Annotated in this window: 11 protein-coding genes and 1 pseudogene; 4 read left to right on the forward strand and 8 right to left on the reverse strand. The window is 31.5% G+C overall.

Annotation, left to right across the window (positions count from 1 at the left end):
* Window positions 1-1,972, reverse strand: a 1,972-nt coding sequence (locus tag BHE19_RS01355; RefSeq protein WP_165607896.1) for a DUF11 domain-containing protein, incomplete at its 3' end; no start/stop codon positions are given.
* A gap of 1,511 nt (window positions 1,973-3,483) precedes the next feature.
* Here BHE19_RS01355 and BHE19_RS01360 point away from each other — a divergent pair.
* Window positions 3,484-4,178 (forward strand): annotated as a pseudogene (locus BHE19_RS01360) (LytR/AlgR family response regulator transcription factor).
* A gap of 52 nt (window positions 4,179-4,230) precedes the next feature.
* On the opposite strand, the gene BHE19_RS01365 reads toward BHE19_RS01360, so the two are convergent.
* From BHE19_RS01365 to BHE19_RS01380, 4 genes are all read right to left on the reverse strand, one after another.
* Window positions 4,231-6,309, reverse strand: coding sequence for a tetratricopeptide repeat protein (locus BHE19_RS01365; RefSeq protein ID WP_035625418.1), 2,079 nt, complete (start codon window positions 6,307-6,309; stop codon window positions 4,231-4,233).
* A gap of 553 nt (window positions 6,310-6,862) precedes the next feature.
* The gene (locus tag BHE19_RS01370) at window positions 6,863-8,416 is read right to left on the reverse strand and encodes a cellulase family glycosylhydrolase (protein WP_089052222.1); all 1,554 of its coding nucleotides are present in this window, start codon (window positions 8,414-8,416) and stop codon (window positions 6,863-6,865) included.
* Complete coding sequence (locus BHE19_RS01375) at window positions 8,403-9,632, reverse strand: Ig-like domain-containing protein (protein WP_089052223.1); 1,230 nt, start codon at window positions 9,630-9,632, stop codon at window positions 8,403-8,405. The genes BHE19_RS01370 and BHE19_RS01375 overlap by 14 nt, the downstream gene beginning before the upstream one ends.
* Window positions 9,632-12,724: a hypothetical protein gene (locus BHE19_RS01380; RefSeq protein ID WP_070905661.1), complete on the reverse strand. Its 3,093-nt coding sequence runs from the start codon at window positions 12,722-12,724 to the stop codon at window positions 9,632-9,634. Before BHE19_RS01380 ends, BHE19_RS01375 begins: the two co-directional genes overlap by 1 nt.
* Window positions 12,725-13,188: 464 nt before the next feature.
* Here BHE19_RS01380 and BHE19_RS01385 point away from each other — a divergent pair, with 464 nt between their 5' ends.
* From BHE19_RS01385 to BHE19_RS01395, 3 genes are read left to right on the forward strand one after another with little or no spacing between them, the layout of a single operon-like run.
* Window positions 13,189-14,427, forward strand: coding sequence for an MATE family efflux transporter (locus BHE19_RS01385; RefSeq protein WP_083342435.1), 1,239 nt, complete (start codon window positions 13,189-13,191; stop codon window positions 14,425-14,427).
* Between the two features lie 10 nt (window positions 14,428-14,437).
* On the forward strand, window positions 14,438-15,604 hold the full coding sequence (locus BHE19_RS01390; RefSeq protein ID WP_035625426.1) for a glycosyltransferase: 1,167 nt from the start codon (window positions 14,438-14,440) through the stop codon (window positions 15,602-15,604).
* A gap of 16 nt (window positions 15,605-15,620) precedes the next feature.
* Window positions 15,621-16,793, forward strand: coding sequence for a response regulator (locus BHE19_RS01395; RefSeq protein WP_035625429.1), 1,173 nt, complete (start codon window positions 15,621-15,623; stop codon window positions 16,791-16,793).
* A 209-nt stretch (window positions 16,794-17,002) separates the two neighbouring features.
* On the opposite strand, the gene BHE19_RS01400 is transcribed toward BHE19_RS01395, so the two are convergent.
* The 3 genes from BHE19_RS01400 to BHE19_RS01410 are packed head-to-tail and all read right to left on the reverse strand — an operon-like array spanning window position 17,003 to window position 19,477.
* Window positions 17,003-17,320 carry a hypothetical protein gene (locus tag BHE19_RS01400; protein WP_035625432.1) on the reverse strand — a complete coding sequence of 106 codons (318 nt, stop codon included), beginning with the start codon at window positions 17,318-17,320 and terminating at the stop codon, window positions 17,003-17,005.
* Window positions 17,307-18,344, reverse strand: coding sequence for a sensor histidine kinase (locus BHE19_RS01405; protein WP_035625434.1), 1,038 nt, complete (start codon window positions 18,342-18,344; stop codon window positions 17,307-17,309). The genes BHE19_RS01400 and BHE19_RS01405 overlap by 14 nt, the downstream gene beginning before the upstream one ends.
* A complete protein-coding gene (locus BHE19_RS01410) occupies window positions 18,344-19,477 on the reverse strand; it encodes an FIST signal transduction protein (RefSeq protein ID WP_035625437.1) in 1,134 nt (377 codons plus the stop codon). Before BHE19_RS01410 ends, BHE19_RS01405 begins: the two co-directional genes overlap by 1 nt.
* Between the last annotated feature and the right edge of the window lie 3 nt (window positions 19,478-19,480).

The raw sequence follows: 19,480 nt of genomic DNA on the forward strand, positions 1-19,480 counted from the left end.
TGGTTGCTGTTAAAGTAAAAGTAACATTACTGCCAACATTAGGCGTAGCGCTACTTGCGGTTTTGGTTATACCAACATTAGACTGCGCAACCGGGGTTGGGGTAACACTAGAGGTATTATTTCCAGGAGTAGGATCTGCTTCATTGGCAGCTATACTCGCACTGTTGGTATACGTTCCAGAGGCATTGACTGTGGCAATGATAGATAAGGTAGCATTCGCTCCATTGGCTAAAGCACCAATCGCCCAGATTCCAGTTCCACTTGTATAGGTTCCTGAAGCTGTGCTGGCACTTACAAAAGTATAGCCAGAAGGTAAAATATCTGTTACACTTACTCCTGTTGCGTTGCTTGGACCTGCATTGGTTGCTGTTAAAGTAAAAGTAACATTACTGCCAACATTAGGCGTAGCGCTACTTGCGGTTTTGGTTATACCAACATTAGACTGCGCAACCGGGGTTGGGGTAACACTAGAGGTATTATTTCCAGGGGTAGGATCTGCTTCATTGGCAGTTATACTCGCACTGTTGGTATACGTTCCTGAGGCATTGACTGTGGCAATGATAGATAAGGTAGCATTCGATCCATTGGCTAAAGTACCAATGGCCCAGATTCCTGTTCCACTTGTATAGGTTCCTGAAGCTGTGCTGGCACTTACAAAAGTATAGCCAGAAGGTAAAATATCTGTTACACTTACTCCTGTTGCGTTGCTTGGACCTGCATTGGTTGCTGTTAAAGTAAAAGTAACATTACTGCCAACATTAGGCGTAGCGCTACTTGCGGTTTTGGTTATACCAACATTAGACTGCGCAACCGGGGTTGGGGTAACACTAGAGGTATTATTTCCAGGGGTAGGATCTGCAATATCTGGAGATGCTATAGAAGCACTATTCAAATAAGGACCTGCAGCTTTTACCGTAGCAGTAATTTGCAAAGTTGGGGAAGAGCCTATATTTAATAAACCAATATCCCAAACCCCTGTCGAGGAATCGTATGTCCCAACACTTGGTGTAGCAGACACAAAAGTGTAACCAGCTGGTAACAAATCAGTAACCTTGGTATTTGGTGCATTACCAGGACCAGTATTGCCTGCTGTGAGTGTAAAAACAACATTGCTTCCCACATTTGGACTTGGGTTATTTACAGTTTTAGAAACAGAGAGATCGGCAGAAATTATACCCTCTATAATATCTAAAAAAACACCCGAATCCAACGATGCATCACCAGCGTCAGCAATTACAATTTTAAAAGTATAAGTTCCTCCAGGAGTTAAGCCAGCAATGGATTTCTTTATCGACTTTGTTAAACCATTATGTTCTGTAAAAACTGGGAAAGGTCCTGGTTGAGGCGCTGTATTCAGGTTATATTTACCTCCAGTAGTAGTTGTAATGTGACCATTATTGATATACAAAGCAGATTGAGAACCATCGTATGCAGCGACAGGTGTTGCCGGTGAGCTAAATCCAGGAATACCAGAATTTACCTTATTTATTGATGTGGCATTACCATTTGGCAATGTTGCGAAATTCTGAATTCCAGAAATACCAGGCCCCGAAACAAAAAAACCAAAAGCATCATCAAAATTAGAACCTACATAATCTGGAAACTCCTCTGAACCAAATTGATAACTAAAAAGTAGTCCCGAAACATTCGGTGCTAAAGTTATTGTAAAAGAATACGATACTAAGTCACGTGTTGCGGTAGGATCAATTAAAGATAAATTGGGATCTGATAATGTTGTAGCTCCAGCAGGGTTAAAACTATTTTGGACAGCAGTATTTTTGTTTGCTAATTCGAAAGGGGCACTTCCTGTAGTAAAGTACACACCGCTCGGTATCTGCAAACCAGCGCCACTAATACCATTAGAAAAGGTGGCAACTTGATTTGCACGCAATGTTGCGGCAGTTGCTGCTCCCGACAATGTTCCACCAACGATAACTATTCCAGGCCCATTTAAAGCGGTATTTATCTGCAAATTTGATGGATTTGTTACAATAGTAGCTTGAGCATATATTGAAGATGATATATTAAAAAGAAAAAAAACATTTATAAAAAAAGAAAAAGAATTAAAATTTAATAACTTATTCAAAATCAATAGTCCTTTGCTAAATAGAAAATAGAAAATCGATAATAAACTTTTAATTACAGAATTAATGAGTGTAAAATTATTCATACTATAGAAATTTTAATTAAAAATTGGATATCAAATTAAAATACGAGATAAATTATAAATTGGTTTTTATAACGAAGAAAAATTCCGACAAAAAAAAACTAAAAACAACATCATAAACTTACAAATAAAAAGCAAAATCTTGCTAATTTTTAAAAAAAAAGAGTTTTTTTTTTTAATCATCCACGGACATCAATAACCACAAGGATTATTAATTTGAAATTCGAATTAAATACTATATAATATTTAATGTTATGAAAAAAAATATTAAAACTTATAGTTAAAATTTAGCCACTTGTACTAAATTATTTGCTTCATATTATTGGTTGCAAATAAGTATTAAACTTTTACCTACAGAAACAATGAGATTAAACTTTTGGCATTTTGCAATTAAAAACTTTAAATTAATTTAATAAATAAGGTATACTATTTTTTAAAAAAGTTATTTGTACTGATCAATTTGAAATACTTTTATAATAAATATTTCTGAATACATATCGATGAGTTAAATCTATTATCTAATACCAAAATTATCATCTATTTTTTTAGACGATTAAACATTTTCGTTAAGTCATTAACAAGTTACGGCAAATCACCAAAAAATATCGACAAACGGTTTCTAGCCTACTGACGTTGAACAAAAAATTAAAGAATATCGAACTTATCATCTGCAAGCGAATAGAGCTTGAATTCAGATCGAATTACAGCAAATGAAATAATATTAAAATATAGATAAGCAAAATATCTTAAGCTTTCAATTATTGCATATCAAAAAATTTTAAATTACATTCCATCAATACAAATCCGCTTTAAAACAATAAAAACTTCTTGCCACTTCTATCGTAATAAGTAATTTACAACTTAATTTAGTAGGGAAATCGCTTACAATATTCTAAATTCACTATGGATTAATCTTAGATTAGATATTGTCGCAAAAATATTTTTGGGTTCAAAGATTTAAAAATATCCGAACTATCAGTAATCTAGAAATCAATACTGATATATTAACAAAATCTTAATAATAATAATAATAATAATAATAATTTCAAAAAAACCAACAAGAAACTGCAAAACACTTTAAAATAATAGAAAGATTAATTAAACTTTTACTTTAAACTATTCAAAAAAACTTTTTTAGAATCATTTAAAAATTAAAATCTAAAATTTCCATATTAGGTCTTGCAAAAAGTTCATATATTGCTAAAAAATAAGAAGAAAATTAAAAAAAGAAATAGTACTAACCGACAATATGAACTTTAGATTACTTTTAGGAACTACAATAGACTTGTAATATAATTATAATATCTTATTAAACTATGAATTGCATTATTATTGATGACGAAGAAATGGCAAGATCCATAATAGAAAAAATGATTGAAAATACATCTCAATTAAACTTGTTAAAAGAATTCTCAAATGCTATTCATGCCATAAAGTATTTAAATGAAAATAATGTCGATTTAATTTTTCTAGACATCCACATGCCTGATTTTACAGGTTTTGATTTTATTAAAACAATTAAAAGTCCACCCAAAATTATACTGATAACTTCTGATAAAAATTTTGCTATCGAAGCTTTTGAATACGAATGTATTGTAGATTATTTAGTAAAACCAATTACCGAAGATCGCTTTCAAAAGCAATTCAAAAAGCGAATACTACAACAACAATTTTAAATAGAAGTGCTAATGAAGATAATGCAAACGAATTTTACATCAATATTGATCGCCGTCTGATCAAAATTGAATTTGCTTTCGTCAATATTATAGAAGCTAAAGGAGATTATATTCATATCAAAACGGAAAACAAAAACTATGTGGTCCACTCAACCCTTAAAAAAATAGAACACAAATTACCTAAAGATTTGTTTTTGAAAGTGCATCGTTCCTTTATTATCAATACAAAAAAAATTATTGACATTGAAGACAATAGTGTCTTAATTGGCAAAGACGTCATTCCTGTAAGTCGCGCCAATAGACCAGATTTAATGAAACGACTGAACTTATTGTAGCATTTTTATAAAAGAAAATACTACTTATTTAATACTAAGTTGAAAAAAGCTCTTATTTCTCGTTTTTCTTCACTTTGAATACTGGTTTAGATGTCAACATCCATCTAAGACGCAAACCTACTTCTGTATATTGAAACCCGGCAGCAGTAGCAGACGCAATATTACTTTTAACACCATAAAAATTCGCCAAAAAACGATCTGAAAATTTATAGCCAAATTTAGCTTGCACTCGATAAGTCGATTGCTTGCTATCATTTTCAATGTATTGAAATCCTGTTGCAGCACTTAGTGTGTAAAAGATAGCATTGTTTTCAGCCGATTTTTCATCTTTCAAAAAATCAACAAAAATCTCATAAGCATTAAATTTACTTGGACTAAAATAAATTGTTGGCAATTGTTTTTGAAAGGCAATAAATTGATAATTAAAGCCTGCTTTCAAAATTGGTTTTGATAAAAAATTATAATATAATGAGGTAAATAATAAGTTTCGCTGGTTACTATCACTTTGCGCGCTGTAATAATATTGTGTAAACCATCCTAATTTGAAGTTTGTGCCAATATTATAATTGAAATAAAAATTATTAGCTGTTATCTCTCTACTTACCAGATCAGCATTGAAGTTCTGAATATCTCGCTTATACCCTAATTCTAAATCTTGCAATTTTAAGGGCTTTATTTTGAAAAATACGTCTACTAATAATTGACTATAATTACTAACGAAAGATCTTGCATTACTTGAACCTACTAAAACATTAAAATTTATTTTGGGATGAAATTGCCATTGTGCGCCGACCTTGAAGTCATTAGAGACTGCCGAATTTTTAGTGACTGTATTTTCAGTTTTTCTGTATTGATACATTCCTAAAAAAGCCCATTTCGTCGATATTGGAAAATTCAAAACTGTATTATTAGCGTAGGCTTCATTCTTTCCATTATCAAATGAATAACTTATTATCTCCTCTACACTTGGTGTGAAATTTTCATTTAATTTTTTTAGAAATCCAATAGCATCTTTTTGGTTTTCAAATATTTTCAAGGTAGTATCAACTGCTTCATAAGCTTTTAATGGTTCGCCATCTGCAAAGTAAGCATTCGATATTCCTAAGTTTCCATCAAATGATTTTGCATCGTTGACCAATATATTTTGGTAGTCAGCAATACTTTCTTTAAAATCACTACGATACATTCCTAAAGTTGCAGAAAGCGCTAATACCCAATTTTCATTGGGATTACTAATTTGGTATTCCTTTATTTTTGCTGCTGCTTCTTTGTACTTTCTATTCCAAATTAGTGCCTGAACATAGCGTTCTTTTGTTTGATTTTGTAATTTTATGTCCTCAATAAATTGGCTATTTTTTAATGCTTTTTTGGCTATAGATAAAGCTTCGCTATCTCTTTCGGCTATATGCGAAACTAATGACAATCCGTTTAAAGAAAACAAGCTATCCTTTTTGGATACTGCTAATTCTCGATATACCTTGGTTGCATTTTTTTTATCCTTAGTGATTAAATAAATATTAGCTTTATTCATTAATGTTTCCTTGTCTTTCGGAAAATCCTCAAAATTTTCATCTAATAAAGAAAGTGCAGTTTTATAATCTTGTTGTTGTACCAATTGATTGGCGTATCCCATGCGAATGTATTTCTTAGAAACTAAGGCATTTGGATTTTTAACAGAAACTGCCAAAGCTTTATTTACATAGATTAAAGCCTCCTCATATTGTTTTAAATTAGACAAAGTATTTGCATAGCCTAGTAAAGCCGGAAAACTTTCGGGATGCTTTGCTATCAGGCCAAAGTAATAAGGTTTTGCCTCAGAAAAATTTTTATTCCATAACATGCATTCAGCATAATTCAACTGGATTTCAAAATCATCTGGATACTTTTTTAGTAGTTCAGAAAAAATTACTGTGGCTTTTTCAGGACTTGAATTTAAACCGACAGCTCTACCGTAACATAGCTTTGCCGTTTTATTATCTGGATATGTCTTTAAAATTTTGCTGAAAAAAATTTCGGCTTGAGCAAATTCTCCTTTCTCTAAATTGGTAAAACCCTCTTGCATATCTTGCGCTTGAATTGATAATCCAAGAAGAAAGCAAAAAACTAAGACTATTTCCTTTTTAATGTTCATTTTTAAACATATCTTTTGTAATTAACTGCAAGTTAAGTATAAACATTGATTATTCGTCTACAGTAAAGTGCGGATAATCGAAAAAAAATAAAAAAAAATCTTATAACGAACGTATATTTGTATCAGAATTAAGAAACAAAATAGTAAAATTAATTATGAATAACAGATTTAGCTTGCTGAGTATGTAATACTATTAAGAAAAGAAAGAATTTTAAGAGCTGTCTGAAAGATGACAAACTAAAACACTTTTTTTTATTTCATTTATGTCACTGCCATTAACCTGTTTGTACCAATATTATGCGACTACTTAGAGAATTACATTGCCCTTTATTGTTGGACTTTTGCCTTTTTAAAAATCAATTTTAAAATTGCCTGCAAATTCAAAAAAGACTTGCTAAGTATCAAAAATATGATCTCCTTTTTTGCCGCAAAAGCTATACGTTTTTTTAAAATTAAAATCAATAAAGGCGATGTAATTCTAGTGAAGTACTATTTTAAAAGTTAATTCAATGTCAAATAAAAAGACTTAATTGTTTTTATTTAAAAATTAAAATCAATAATTTATATACAAAAAAGAAGGTTTGTTTTTTCCTTCTGAATCGATGAATCCAAACTGTTTTTGTTTGTTTTTTATCCACGGCCATTTTCCAGCAACTTTATCTGGAACTTTCGGAAAATCATATAAAGTCCAGGAAACAAATGCAAGTTGCTTCTTTTTGAATATAGATTGCATTTTTTTATGATAATTAGCCTGCTTTTCTTTTGAATTACCAAACCAACTCCACAGTCCTCGATTGGACGAAAGCCCAAATTCTTGCATTACCAAAGGCTTTTTGGCTGCTTTTTCTAAAACAGCAAGTTTGTCTTCAAAAAGTGAAATATCTTCATAATAATGATACGATACAAAATCTACCTTATCTTTTAGTATCTCTGCCGATGCAATATTAGAATATCCAATAGTGACCAAATGATTAGCATCGAATTTCTTGACTGCTGCAATCATTTGTTCCAACCAAGGCTTTACATTTTGTTCCCCACGTGATTCAAAATCTAAATCAGGTTCGTTTTTAATATCCCAAGCAATAATATTTTTGCAGTCCTTAAAAGTCGTTACAATTTTCTCTGCATGTCGATGAGTTAAAGTCCAGCTTTCTGGAGCATAATCTCCATAAAAATCGAATAATGTAACGATTACAGCTAGTTTTTTTTCTTCGGCCAAGTCTAAAACTATTTTTACCTTATCTAATTTCTCTTTTGAAACCTCTGCTTTACCAAATTCTTCATAAGGAACAAAAATCCTAATCGTATTGAGTTTTGCTTTTGTTATTATATCAAAATCAGCAGCTATAGTATCTTTATTAAATTTATTTCCAAACATATCCCAAGCAGAATTTTTAGGATAATAATTAATACCTTTTATGATATAGGGAGCACCATTTTTTAAAATTTCATTTCCTTTTACCGTGTATATTTTTTTATTCAATTCTACAGCAACCAAACTCTTTTCTTTTTGCATCCGAACATAGTGTCGAATACGCCAAAAACCATCCTCTAGCAACATTAAAACCTTATAATTTGCAGTATCCCGAACAGAAGTTATAAGCTTGTTATCTTGATAAATATTTTGAAATTCAACTACATTTTTATCGGTAATAACGACTTGTTGGCCGTCTTCGCTATAAAAATCTAACGATGCATGATGTTCTATTATTGTACTCTGGATCGAAATTTTTTTGGCCTTATTATAGGCTATAATTTGTTCTAATTGCTTTCTCGAACTTTCTGTAAAATAATCGTCAATTCCATCATTGACATTGTTTTTAAGAGCATTATTTTTTATTACATAAGAAAACAAATAATGCTTCTCAATTTTCTGGATGGTTTGATTTTCCATCCGTCTACCTTGATTTTTGAAGGTTTCCCACGTTACTTTGGGTAAATATGTATCTAAAGTCTCTTTCTCTAAATGCAGCATCGAACTTCTATCTGCTCCCGAATTTAAGTAGCCCAAAATTTCACTCATTCCAAATAATACCAAAATATTAATCGCAATAAATGAAACTATTAAAATTGCCCGATAATTATTTTTATTGTTAATTACTATCATAATTTTTTTCTTCTACTTTTTGAATACTTCCTAAGGTTGAAATTTCAAATGAATATTTTTTTTCTTTATAATATTCAGATGAAATAGTAAAAACAGCATGGCCTTTTACGCTATCTTCTTGCAAAGTCGCTATGAGTTGATTATGATGATACACTTTTAGAGTCACTTTAATTCCGTCTGGAACTAACTGATTTATAAAACTACGCAACGGGCCGACTATTATAGTGCGCTTATCTTTTGAAAATTCAAATTCAATTTTCGGATTAATCGGTTCGTAGTTAATTGCTATAGAATTACTTTCTGCTATTCCCGCTACATACGCTTTTGCAGTATAAACATCTTGGTGATCAGGATGCAAAATCTGAGCAGTTGCAACTCCGTTTATAGTTGTGCCAAATGATTTTAAAACCATATTATTAGCAGTAGAAATCACAAATGAGACCATGGTTCCGTCGCTTACAACGTTACCAAATTTGTCTTTAATAACAGCTGTTTTTAAGGTCGTAATTTGATTTCCATCAGCATATTGATGATTTCTAGTAAAAGAAATTATGAAATTTGTAGCGATTCCAGGAAAAATTACAGCGTTAAATTCTTTAGTAATGGTAGCATTGCATTGAGCAGAAACCAAAACTATTCCAGATTTTGTAGGAGCATCAATTATTTTCCAAGCAATGAGATTTTTCGTTTTTACCGTTTGATTTGTAATAGTATTTAAAAACTGACTTCTAAAAATTACAGGAGTATTTTCTGGTTTCGGATTATCAAAGCCATCTGTCGGAATGGTAACGTACATTACAAAATGACCATCACCTACCAATGTACTTGGTGGACCTAAATAATTTTCGATATCCGTTTTAGTGTCGTTATTGGGCAAAATTTCAAAGTTTCCCTGTAGTTTATTTTCTCCGTTTACAACCAAAAACCAATCAATACGACCCGATTTTTTAGCATAACTTTTAGGGAGGGCAAAAGTTAATTTATCATTTTTAACGGTGGCATCTAAAAGTGTTTTTCCTAAAGAATGAATTAAAAACAACTGCGGTCTATTTGACGTATTGACCTCAAAATCTAAAGCTATTTTGGCACCTGCTATAAAAGTCTTTTGTTGCGTAATTAGTATAATAGCGCCCGTTTGTTTTTTAGGCAATAAAGTGACTGATACCAATAATATGGTAAACAAACAAAAACAAAATATATAGATTTTATTCTTCATTATCTAGGATTTCCAATGTAATTATTAATTTCAATTTTAATAAACGAATACCCTTTATGTCCTTTAACCCTTTGCATTTGTGCACTTTCTTGTTTACTGTTTCGTACCGGAATTACCGCACGAGCAAGAGCTTCTGATTCTAAACCATTTACAAAACAATTTTCTGTTGAAGATTTTATAATCACAGGATTCAAATCTCTTAGCAAATTATAGGTAAAATATTGCTTACGCTGAATGCGAACACCCTCTTTTATAAACTGGTGATCAACATAAACCAATTCTTTTTTATCATTGTAATACGAAATTAAGAGCTCTGGAATGGTTACTTCTTGAATTCCGTAATTGAATAAAGTACCTTTGATCTGGTTGTTATCTATCACTAAATCTGAAATAGCAACCGAATTATACAAGTCGGTGGTTGCGACATTTCCAGCACTTTGAATATCAAATGTAGCGGGAATATTTTTCAATTCTTTTGGTGTAAATTCATTGGGGTTAAAAGTTGTTGGCTTTACATCAGTTGGCTTTAACCACGCAATATCTTCAAAATTCACCTTAAAACTCGTGACTTCTTTTGGCATCAATTTATGTTTAATAGTATACTTTGCGTTGAATACGGCAATCGATTTATCATTTCTGTCATATAAAGTAGCTTTCAAGACCACATCTGCAGGAACATTATCTATATTTTGAACTTCACCAATCACTATATATTGACTGTCAATTTTTACCAAACTTGCCGATATAATTTCTAAATCTGGTTGGCGCAGTACATCTTCATGATAGGTCTGCTGGGTAGTTATCTTTCGTCTCCCTTGCTTGTAATACGAATTAATATTCTCTGACATGAATTCGTGCGGAGGAATATCGGTATCTTTTTTATCTGGAATGATAAACCATTTCCCGTTTATTTTCTGAACGTCATGTATGTACTTTTTTTCAATTAATTCTAATGGTGTAACCCACTTGGTCGTTGCAATAACTCTAGCTTTGTCTTTACTTTGCTGAACAATTTTAGTTTCGATAGCATCTAACTTGGCGTAAGAATTAAGAACACCATCCGAAACAGAAATTTCCAGCATAAACTGAGCCACCGAGTATTCTTTATTAGGAACAACATAAGAGTGCGCTTTATCATAAAACTTAAAATCTAGAGCATCATAATATGCTTTTACAACATTTTCAGGACTAATCTGTACAGCATTTTTGATATAAATGCGATATGCTCCAAAGCTTATAATTAGTAGTAAAATCCCTGTCCAAATGTGTAGAAATTTTATCATCGCTCTTGGAAAATTAGCATAAACAATTCCATACTTATTGAAAGAAGGTTTTTCTAAAGGCTTTATTTTTAAGGCCTGCAACCAAATCATCTGAACATTAAGTATAAAAGCCAGAAGAATGGTTAACATCGGAATAATTCCCCACATTAATTTCAAATAGATCGGTACTTCATCTTTTGGAAGAATTTTAGACAAGGGCTGCACATTTAGTTTTTCCCACACCATTATACCATTTTCTAATTGTGATAATCGATGCCAACCGCAGAAATAGAGAATTGGATCGTAAAATTTATCGTTAGAAAAAACATATTTCAAATTATATTTTTCAGGAACCGTTAGAAATTGCTGCAATGAACCAATACCTTCAAGTCCTCGAAATTTGGAGTTTTCCAGCCGTTCTACTGCACGAGAAGTCAATTCTGGTAATCTTCTTGCCGAATGGTAATTTCCATCAACCGTCATTGCCTTTGTTTGTGTCGATAAGTAGGCCATCTGATCACCAAAACCTAATGGCAAAAACCTCCAGTGATCGTGTTGATCCTGATTTAAGAAATTGACAATTGGTAAAAAGTTAATTTTTTGCGGTTGCAATGGTCTAAAATACCCTAACGTCATGGTAAACACTGCAAAAAACAAAAAGCAACCAGCAAATAATCCGCCTAGGATCCTCCTATAAACACTCCCAAATTTTACTTGCAAAGCCGTTCTTAAGTCACCTTCAACTAATCGGTACACAAATTCACCAAAAATGGGCAAACTCATTATAGAAGCCCAAAGTGTAAAGCGATCCAAGGTTAGGATATTAAAAGCATTTTCTCCTAAAATTGCTAAGGGAATTGGAGTTGTGCCGCCCGTTCCTAAAACAGTGAGCAAGGTTAAGGATAATCCGAAAAAAATATACCTTTTGCTGTAATATCTATAAAATATATAAGGCAATATAAAAAGTAATATTCCCCAAGGTATCAAGAAGAACATCAAGCCAGAAGAGGTTACTTCTATAAAATTGTCGCGACTTCCATGCGGAATAGGAACCTGAGTGATGGGATTGGCTTTAGAATTAATCCAATACGGCAGTATACAAAATACTAGCAGAAAAACGGCGCTACCACAGAAAAGAATAATCCGTTTTAATAATGATAGAAATGTTTTATAGAATATTTTGAATGTGATTTCCTTGAATGAATTGACATTTTCGCGAGCGGTATCCATTACTATCATACCGATTAAAGGCGAAACAAAAAATACCATTCCAAATAAAGGTGTAACATGATGCGAACAAACGGTTACGGCCATCAAAGACAGAGAGGTGAAGTAATATTTCTTTTTGCCTGTTTTGATAAAAAGATAAATCTCTGGAAGTGCATGCATTAAAACAGAAACTCCAATAATACTGGGAAGCTGTCCAAAAATATGCAATGTTTCTACAAAAGAAGAAGAAACCACTGCCAGAATAGCAGAATAACCTGCAACGGTTCTATTTCCAGTTATTAAAAGTGAAAATCTAAAAGTTCCTGCAATGAATAAAATAATCCCAACGATGGCAACAGTAAACATACCAAATTTCAAACCTCCAATTAAAGAAAGTAACCCAATGGTTTGGTGCACTAATGGAGGATAACTCATCACATTAAAACCCGTATACCAACTATAATTCCAAGGTTCAAACCAACTGTGGGCATAATGATTTCCGAAAAACATGTGAATTAAAGCATCATAAGAACTTTCTAAAGTAAAAAAAATAGCGCTGCCATGGAAAGTCAATCCAAAAAGTAAGGCTACTATCAAATATTTATTAGAAGTTTCTTTCAATCACTCTTATTTTACATTATTGTTTTTGTAAATATAGGGATATCGTCTTATAGAAGAAAACGATATAACTGTACAAAATGTCCTTTCATCGAAAGAAACAGTACCAAACATCTAAAATATCAAAAAAAGTCATACAAGAGCTCTAATTTTACATCAGAATAATATTCTAAAATAAGTATTGCCAGAATCATGTAATTAGAGCATCACAGTGATGTTATTTTCAAAAAAACAAAACATCTTTTGTTTAAATCTCTTGTAGAGACTTTCGTTGAAAGTACTTTTTAATTTCAAAAATTACAATTCATAATAAATATGTTGATTTAGTTAATTGTTGCCGAAAAGGAATTTATCTTATAAATTCCTTTTCATTTTTGTTAAAGTTTTCTTATTTTTCTTATATTTGTTTATAAGAATAAGCTTTTTAAAATTTCATCATACTATTTTTTTAATACTACACACTTGAATTGAATATTAAAAATACTTATAAAAAGATCACTGCGGAAAAATTTTTTATGCTTACAATTTTATTTGTAAATGCAGGAAATTATTTGTACAATTTGCTATTAGGAAGAATACTTGGTCCTTCTGAGTTTGCTGACGCTGCGATCTTAATAACTTTGCTTTTAGTATTGTCTTTTGTTGGAATGACATTTCAGGTTACTGCGGCTAAATATGCCGTTTTGCTAGAAGGAACGCAATTGCATGTTTTTTTAAAATTTATTTTTAAGTATGCACTCCTCTTCGGTGTAATACTGGGATTTACAGTAGTAGTATTCAGCCATCAATTGCAAGAAATTTTTAAAACCAAAACCTCACTAATGTTCGTTTTGTTTGGTTTGGGACTTCCAATGTATTTTATAATGAGTATTAATAGGGGTTTATATCAGGGGAAAAATGATCTGAGAAATTTGTCAAAAACCTACTATTTTGAAATGTTATGTCGTTTGATTTTGACACTTTTGTTACTCTACCTTTTACCTCAAATTCAATCTTCTATTATCATCGCAGTAGGAATTTTAATTTCTTTTGTCTTTGGTTTGATTCCCTTTCAAAAAATAATTAACAGCAAAAACAAACAGACTCTAAGTGACAATTTAGATACAAAATCCATTATTACATTTTTCGCTTTAACAGCCTTCTATGAATTAACGCAAATCATCATTAACAATAGTGATATTATGTTGGTTAAACATTATTTTGATAATGAAAAAGCGGGCTTATATGCTTGTTTAGCATTAATAGGCAGGGTAGTATATTTTGTCGCTTGGATGTTTGTAATGCTCCTTTTGCCCAAAGTAATACAGTTAAAAAAACAGGGTGAAGATACACTTCCGATTCTATTAAAATATGTTTTATATATTGTTTGCTTGTCTACAATAATTGTTCTAAGTGCACTCTTATTTCCAGAAATTGTAGTGCGATTAATGTTTGGCGAGAAATACCTACCCATAGCTTTTTTGTTGTGGAAATATGCATTGGCAACTTCAATTTTTGCTATCGCAAATATTTTTGCTTACTATTTTCTTTCTATAAATAAGTATGTGCCTGTTGTAATATCAGCCTTTCTGGGACTTACACAAATAATTCTAATAGTCCTCTATCATAATTCACTCGAACAAGTGGTTGTTATGCAAATCATCGCGATGGTGGTATTATTATTATTTCAATTGTTTTTTTTCTTTTTTAATAACAATAAAAAGTAACATTTTAAATATGAAAGTAGCTGTAGTCACTGCATTTCCGCCAAGTAAAGTTACACTAAATGAATATGGTTATCATTTGGTAAAAAACTTTGTTCAAAACTCAGAAGTATCCGAATTAATTTTATTATCCGATAAAACATCTGAAGCGAAACAATTAGACTTTGACCAAAAAGAAAAGGTAAAAGTAAAAGAATGTTGGAGATTTAACAGTTACACCACTATTTTTTCTGTTCTTAATGCAGTTCGAGAAGAACAACCAGATGTGATTTTGTTTAATCTTCAGTTTGTAAAATTTGGAGATAAAAAAACACCTTCTGCCTTGGGATTATTGTTACCCATGATTTTGAGATTTTTTGGATACAAAACAGTGGTTTTATTACATAACATTTTAGAGCAAGTTGATCTAGAAAAAGCAGGATTCACAGAGAGTAAATTCATGCAGAAGATCTATAATTTTATTGGAACTAACATTACCAGATGCATTTTGAAAGCCAATAAAGTTGCTGTAACTATTCATAAATATGTGGATGTTTTAAATGCTAAATACCATACCAAAAATGTAATGCTAATTCCACATGGGACATTCGAATCAGTCAAAAATCCTAATTTTGAAATTAAATCTGGCCCTAAACAAATTATGGCTTTTGGTAAATTTGGAACCTACAAAAAAGTCGAAATTTTAATTGATGCAGTCGAAATTGTTAGAAAAACAAATCCAGAAAAATTAGAAGTCGTGATTGCTGGAACAGATAGTCCAAACACACCTGGATATTTAGATGGAGTACAAGAAAAATACAAAAACGTTGAGGGAATAATTTTTACCGGCTATGTTGAAGAAAATAATGTAGAACGAATTTTTACTGATAGTACAATTGTGGTATTCCCTTATACATCTACTACTGGTAGTTCTGGAGTTTTGCATCAAGCAGGAAGCTACGGCAAAGCAGTTATCATGCCTGATTTAGGTGATTTGGCCTTGCTAATTAAAGATGAAGGGTATAAAGGAGAATTTTTTAATCCGGAAAGTGCCGATTCTTTAGCTATAGCGATTGACAAAATTATTTCAAACGATACCTATCGAAAAGAATTAGCAATTGCTAATTTTCAGGCTGCAAGCGCCCTATCAATGGACAAAATTATAATGATGTATATAGAATGTTTTAAATCAATACAATAAACTTAAATGTAATATTATGAAAATACTAATAGTAGATGATCAGCAATTGGTCTTGTTGTCTTTAGAAAAATTGCTAAGTGGTTTAGGATATGAAGTTATAAGTACAGACAATATAATCGATGCCATAGCTAAATATGACAGTGAAAAGCCAAATTTAGTTATTGTTGACATTAATATGTCTAATCTCTCTAATACAGAATCTTTAAATGAGCATCAATCTGGTTTGGAGGTAGTCAAACATATCAAGCAAATCAAAAAAGACAACACTCCTGTAATGGTTTTATCTGGTAATACTGATGAAGAAGTCATTATAAAAGGTTTTGATTTAGGTATTGATGACTACATGAAGAAGCCTTTGAGTTTAAGCGAAATTGGTGCGAGAGTAAAAAGATTAATAGGCTCTACTATTGAAAAAAGTGTTACGGAAAAACCCAATTCGAAAGAGCGATATATCCAAAACAAGTGTATTGGAGTTGTTATTCCGTGTTATAACGAGGAAACTCGTTTGTCTAGTGATGAATTTAAGTCTTTTGTACATAAAAATTTAGGTTACCATTTGTGTTTTGTAAACGATGGAAGTAAAGACAATACACTAGCTGTATTGCATGAATTAACAAAAGGAAAAGAAGAATATATTAGCGTTTATGATTGTAAAAAAAATGGTGGAAAAGCCGAAGCTGTCCGTCTGGGAATGTTACACTTGGCCAAGCAAAATCAATTTGATTACATCGGTTTTTTAGACGCCGATTTATCGACCAATTTCGATGATTTTCAAGATTTGGCAGATACAATTTATAACTCTAAATACAAATTGGTTTTTGGCTCCAGAATTTCAAGAATGGGAGCTGATATTACCAAACAATCCGCAAGAGCTATTATTAGCAAAACTATAAATTATATCATTAGAAAAATTCTTGGAATGGAAATTAACGATACACAATGTGGCGCCAAAATAATGACAAAAGAAATTATAGAAAAAACCTTTAATGAAAAATTCATAACAAAATGGGTTTTTGATGTAGAGATTTTTATGCGGATGAAAAAAATATATGGCTCTACGAAGACTCAAGAGTTAATTTTAGAAAAACCCTTAAACAGATGGATTCACATGGATGGTTCGAAATTGTCATTTAAAGATTCCATAAAAATTATTGGTCAAATTGGCCAAATCGCACTTCATTACAGGTAAAAAACTACAACCAGTAAAGTATAGAGCAAGTTAAAACCATAACTTGCTTTTCGCTTTTTTTATTAAAAAAGTACTTTTATGACAAACGGTTAAAGATTATTTTGACTCTATTTGTTTTTTAATATCTCTGACATATAATAGGAGAATGTAAAGTATCATAATATATGTATTAACTGCCAATAATAATACCATTCGTAAACTAAGCTTTTTTACAAATCGTTTACAAAATTTTGCATTAACTGTAAAATACTTTCAAATTTGTCTTCAGATCCAAGTGTGCCATTTAATAAGTAATTTTCGTATTCATGAGTAATATCATAGCTTTTTTCAAGGCCTAAAATAGATATTTTATGCTTTAATTTATGAACACACTCTGCTGCCAGCTTATAATGCTGCTCTTGCATACATTTATGATAGGAATCTATTTCAAGAGGTAGTTCTTTTTTAATAATTGCAATCATTTTTTGCTTAAATGCATAGTCTTCTCCGCAGAGTTGGTCAATATAATTTAAATTAGGCTGTTCCATAGTTTTTAGGTAAGGTAAAATAAAATGTTGTTCCAATGTTTTCTTTACTTTCAAGCCAGATCGAACCTTTATAATACTCAATAATTTTGTTAACTATAGAAAGCCCTACTCCTGAATTTTGATTGTTGCTTTCTAATTTTGTGAATATTTTAAAAATTTTGTCGTGGTATTTTTCAGCGATTCCGATGCCATTATCTTTGATGTAAAATTCAAAATCTTGCTCTTTTTCTCTACAACCAATTTCAATTTGGCCTTGAGACTTATCATTATAATGGATGCTATTTTCAATTAAATTTTGCATTAATTGTTTGAATCGCCATGTATTTCCTTTTATTTTTGGTAAATCATTGATTATCGAAATTTCAATATTTTTCGGAATATGAATATCTCTCTTTATTTCGTCAATTACCTCATTAAGATCAATTAATCTTTCTTCAGATTCTAACTTGTCTACAGTAGAATAATCTAAAATTCCTTTGATGAGCAAATCCATTTTTTCGACATTAAAAAGTACCTGATTAAGCGAGTTTAAGCAACTTTCACCCATTTCTTTATTATCCTCAATGACCCAATTAATAAGGGTGTCTATATTTCTGAGTGGTGCTTTTAAATCATGAGAAACAACATGAGCATATTCGTTAAGTTCTTTATTATGATTTTCTAAACTCTTTAGTAATTCTTCTCTTTGCTTATTCATAGTCACAATTTCTATAGATTGTTTTTTTAAGAAATCGGATTGATTAAAATCTTTTTCATTACCTAATTTTTCAGCATCCAAATTCATAGAATTCAATATTTCTGTCAAATTTGAATTTATTTCTTTTAAACTATTGGCTTCATCGCGTAGTTTTTTATTGGCTTGGAAAAGTTCATCAGAACTAATTTTCATTGCTCGCTGCAACATGTTCATCTGATCCTCGTGATTATCATAAGATTCATTGACTGCCTGCAAAAAATGCTTTAAATCTTTTAAGTGCTCAGGGTTTATAAATTTAGCAATTTGCCTTTTTAAAAGAGTATTCATTATTCGCTGATTAGGGTTAAAGTCATGGTTTGATTATGTAATTCACAAAAAGTATTCTCGCTAAATGGAGCCATTTCGCCATACGAGTAAAACCCGGTAATTGCTACTTCATTTCCTATTATTTCTTGCACTTGCTCTATTTCCTCTTCAACCCGTTGATTCATAACTAATTTTCTTCCTACGCAACTCACTAGTAAAGCAAGTTGTGGGTGATTTATTCTATTTTGCATTGCTAACATTGCCGCTTGTGAAGCTCCCTCGGCGATAGCATCTACAGAAGCCATCATGAGCTGTACTTTGGCATTTTCAGGCACTTCTCCAGCTAAAATCATCGACTGATCTTCGTTATTGATATTTAAAATGGTACGAACTACAGCTTGTGATTTACCTTCGGGCGTAACATTTAAAGGATATAACAAAGAAGCTTGCGGCAACTCATTGGCTTTGTCTCCTAAGTATTTTTTATACAAATCTAAAGCAGGTTGTCCATCGATTTCATACAATACATTGGCTTCTGATCTGGTAATAATTCTTTCGGGACCAAATGAGCTCCATCCTCCAAAACTGGAAAACGAAATTTCTAAAGTTTCTCCATAAAACCCAATTAAAACGACTTCTCCTTCTTTTGGATTTTCTTTATAAGAAGCCAATGTCTTCTCAAATTTTGCATCGTCTCCACACATTCCTCCTGAGATAGGCACTTTATTTTGAATGCCATTCTCAAGACCCTCAATAAGTGAGCTTCCGTTTACGAAACTACCTTCTGAAAGTACAAATAAATGCTTTAAGTTTTCTTTGGGTATTTGTTGGTAAAGAGATTCCCCTAAAGCATTTGCATCTTTATTATGATTAAAAATATTATCGGTTTTAATTGCAAACGTACTTTTTTCAAATTCTATAGCACTAACAACAATAGAATCATCAAAGACATTTGCATCTAAAATTTCACCCGCTGTAGAGCCAAAAACCAGATGTTCATAAGGAAACTCGTTTCTAATAGCATCAATGACTTCTGGAAGCTCTAATTGCATCCTATTGGCAAAAACAAGTACCAGCGGATTTTTTAGTTTTTCCTTATTTGTTAGGTACTGCCAATTTTCATTCTTTTTTTTATAAGCTTGAATTATTTTCATAGT

The sequence above is a fragment of the Flavobacterium tructae genome, assembly GCF_001853485.1.
Classification (GTDB): domain Bacteria; phylum Bacteroidota; class Bacteroidia; order Flavobacteriales; family Flavobacteriaceae; genus Flavobacterium; species Flavobacterium tructae.

Bases quoted from the DNA above. Each gene is read 5' to 3' on its own strand.
- BHE19_RS01375 (WP_089052223.1), bottom strand. From the start codon at position 9,632: ATGAAGAATAAAATCTATATATTTTGTTTTTGTTTGTTTACCATATTA.
- BHE19_RS01370 (WP_089052222.1), bottom strand. From the start codon at position 8,416: ATGATAGTAATTAACAATAAAAATAATTATCGGGCAATTTTAATAGTT.
- BHE19_RS01365 (WP_035625418.1), bottom strand. From the start codon at position 6,309: ATGAACATTAAAAAGGAAATAGTCTTAGTTTTTTGCTTTCTTCTTGGA.
- BHE19_RS01400 (WP_035625432.1), bottom strand. From the start codon at position 17,320: ATGGAACAGCCTAATTTAAATTATATTGACCAACTCTGCGGAGAAGAC.
- BHE19_RS01405 (WP_035625434.1), bottom strand. From the start codon at position 18,344: ATGAATACTCTTTTAAAAAGGCAAATTGCTAAATTTATAAACCCTGAG.
- BHE19_RS01410 (WP_035625437.1), bottom strand. From the start codon at position 19,477: ATGAAAATAATTCAAGCTTATAAAAAAAAGAATGAAAATTGGCAGTAC.
- BHE19_RS01395 (WP_035625429.1), top strand. From the start codon at position 15,621: ATGAAAATACTAATAGTAGATGATCAGCAATTGGTCTTGTTGTCTTTA.
- BHE19_RS01390 (WP_035625426.1), top strand. From the start codon at position 14,438: ATGAAAGTAGCTGTAGTCACTGCATTTCCGCCAAGTAAAGTTACACTA.